Source organism: Bordetella petrii, assembly GCF_020991325.1.
Classification (GTDB): domain Bacteria; phylum Pseudomonadota; class Gammaproteobacteria; order Burkholderiales; family Burkholderiaceae_B; genus Bordetella_A; species Bordetella_A petrii_E.
The window spans coordinates 1-2803 of sequence record NZ_JAJMLX010000412.1; the positions used below are offsets into that span (position 1 = coordinate 1).

3 protein-coding genes are annotated in these 2803 nt (G+C 67.7%); all 3 read left to right on the forward strand.

The window, feature by feature from the left end; all coding sequences use genetic code 11:
- The first annotated feature begins 243 nt into the window (after window positions 1-243).
- The gene (locus LPZ50_RS23845; RefSeq protein WP_230665328.1) at window positions 244-1398 is read left to right on the forward strand and encodes an acyl-CoA dehydrogenase family protein; all 1155 of its coding nucleotides are present in this window, start codon (window positions 244-246) and stop codon (window positions 1396-1398) included.
- A complete protein-coding gene (locus tag LPZ50_RS23850) occupies window positions 1395-2570 on the forward strand; it encodes an enoyl-CoA hydratase/isomerase family protein (protein ID WP_230665329.1) in 1176 nt (391 codons plus the stop codon). Before LPZ50_RS23845 ends, LPZ50_RS23850 begins: the two co-directional genes overlap by 4 nt.
- Window positions 2571-2612: 42 nt before the next feature.
- Window positions 2613-2803, forward strand: a 191-nt coding sequence (locus LPZ50_RS23855) for an NAD(P)-binding domain-containing protein (RefSeq protein WP_230665330.1), incomplete at its 3' end; no start/stop codon positions are given.

The window sequence follows — 2803 nt, forward strand, 5'->3', positions numbered from 1 at the left end:
ACCGCCGGGCCAAGGCGGCCCGTGCCGGCCGCGAAAGGCCGCCAGGGCTGCTGTAAAGGCGGGGCACGGCGGCCGGGGCCGGCATTGTCGCCGGCAGGACAAAATGGCGCCATGAATCCGGCGTAAGATGGCGGACGCAGGTTTACGTTTACGTTAACGTCATGCAAAATCGGCGCATGGCGGGCGCGGCGGTTCACAAGACGGCCGTGGCGCCTTCAAGACCGACCAACAGGAGACAACGCCGTGGATCTGGAACTGACCGACGAGCAGCGCGCCTTCGCCCAGGCCGCGCGCGATTACGCCCAGGGTGAACTGGCCCCGCACGCCGCCCACTGGGACGCCGAAGGCATTTTTCCGCGCGAGGCCTTCGCGCGCGCGGGTGAACTGGGTTTCTGCGCCATCTATGCCGCCGAAGACATCGGCGGGCTGGGCCTGCCCCGGCTGGACGCCACCCTGGTGTTCGAGGAAATGGCGGCCGTCGACCCTTCCACCACGGCATTTCTCACCATTCACAACATGGCCACCTGGATGGTGGGCCAATGGGGGCAGCCCGCGCTGCGCGAAAGCTGGGGGCCCTTGCTGGCCAGCGGCCAGAAACTCGCCTCGTACTGCCTGACCGAGCCCGGCGCGGGCTCGGACGCGGGCTCGCTGTCCACGCGGGCCCAACCCGACGGCGACGATTACGTCCTGAATGGGGCCAAGGCGTTCATATCTGGCGGCGGCGATACCGATCTGCTGGTGGTTATGGCGCGCACCGGCGGCGACGGGCCGGGGGGCGTCAGCGCCTTTGCCGTGCCGGCCGATAGCGCCGGCATCAGTTACGGCCGCAAGGAAGAAAAAATGGGCTGGAACAGCCAGTCTACGCGGCCGATCACGTTCGAGAACGTGCGCGTGCCCGCGGCCAACAGGCTGGGCAGCGAAGGCGAAGGCTTCAAGATAGCCATGAAAGGGCTGGACGGCGGCCGCATCAACATCGGCACCTGCTCGGTGGGCGCCGGACAGGGCGCGTTGGACGCGGCGCGGCGCTACATGGACGAGCGCCGCCAGTTCGGCCGCCGCCTGGCCGAATTCCAGGCCCTGCAATTCAAGCTGGCCGACATGGCCACGCACCTGGTGGCGGCGCGCCAAATGGTGCGCCTGGCTGCCTGCAAGCTCGATGCGGGGTCGCCGGACGCAGGCACCTATTGCGCCATGGCCAAGCGCTTCGCCACCGACATGGGCTTCCAGGTGTGCCTTGACGCCCAGCAGATCCATGGCGGCTATGGGTACTTGCGCGACTACCCGCTGGAGCGCCTGGTGCGCGATACTCGCGTACACCAGATACTCGAGGGCACGAACGAAATCATGCGCGTGATCGTGGCCCGCCAACTGCTCGAGAAAGGAGCCGACATCCGATGAACGCCCCCGTGCTGTTCGAAGAAAAAACCGCCGCCAATGGCATGCGGCTGGGTTTCGCCACCCTGAATTCACCGCAAACGCTCAATGGGCTGTCGCTCGAGATGGTCGACCTGCTGGCCCAGCGCCTGGAAGCCTGGACACATGACGCCGGCTTGGCGCTGGTGGTGCTGCAAGGGGCGGGCGGCAAGGCCTTCAGCGCCGGCGGCGACCTGCACGGCCTGTACCGCAGCATGCAGGAACACCAGGGGCAGGGCGCCTGGGCCAACACGCACGCGCGCACTTTCTTCGAACACGAATACCGGCTCGACTACCTCATCCATACGTATCCCAAGCCCATTCTGTGCTGGGGCCACGGCATCGTCATGGGCGGCGGCGTGGGGCTGATGATGGGCGCCAGCCACCGGGTGGTCAGCGAAACTTCGCGCATTGCCATGCCCGAGATTTCCATCGGCCTGTTTCCGGACGTGGGCGGCAGCTGGCTGCTCAACCGCATGCCGGGCCGCACCGGCCTGTTCCTGGCCCTGACGGGCGCGCAACTGAACACGTCCGATGCCTTTTTTGCCGGCATCGCCGATTTCCGCCTCGACTCCGCCACTTGGCCGGCCTTCGAGCAGGCGCTGCTCGACACCCCCTGGGCCGGCCAGGCCGGCGGCCCGGGCGATGGCTCACTGCCCCCCCGCGCCATCAACGACGGCCTGCTGCGGCGCGCCTTGCTGGCGCACGAGCCGGCCGCGCCGCTGAATCCCGGGCCGCTGCGCCAGCATTCGTTCCAGATCAACAATCTGTGCAGCGGCAACGACCTGGCCGAAATCCATGGCGCGCTGGCCGAATTGAAAGACAACCCCGACCCCTGGCTGGCGCGGGCCGCGGCCACCATGCTGGCCGGCTCGCCGGGTTCAGCCCGGCTGGCCTTCGCCCTGCAGCAGCGCACCCGGCTGCGCTCGCTGGCCGATGTCTTTCGCACCGAATACGTGGCCGCGCTGGCCTGCACGGTGCAGGGCGATTTCGCCGAAGGCATACGCGCGTTGCTCATCGACAAAGACAAGCAGCCAAAATGGAATCCGGCCACGCTGGACGCGGCTTCCGAAGCCTGGGTGCAAAGGTATTTCGAACCGCCATGGCCCCAGGGGCAGGCGCATCCGCTGGCCGACCTGGGGCCGCCCGAAGACTGACAAGCCAGCCATTCCCGACACCCCAATAACGAGGAGACCAACATGAGCAGTATCGCGTTTATCGGCCTGGGCAACATGGGCGCGCCCATGGCGCTGAACCTGATCAAGGCGGGCCATAGCCTGACGGTGTTCGACCTGGTGCCCGCCGCCCTCAAGGCCCTGTCCGACGCCGGCGCCCGTGCGGCCGGCTCGGCCGCCGAGGCCGTGCGCGGCGCGGAAATCGTCGTTTCCAT

Bases quoted from the DNA above. Each gene is read 5' to 3' on its own strand.
- LPZ50_RS23850 (WP_230665329.1), top strand. From the start codon at position 1,395: ATGAACGCCCCCGTGCTGTTCGAAGAAAAAACCGCCGCCAATGGCATG.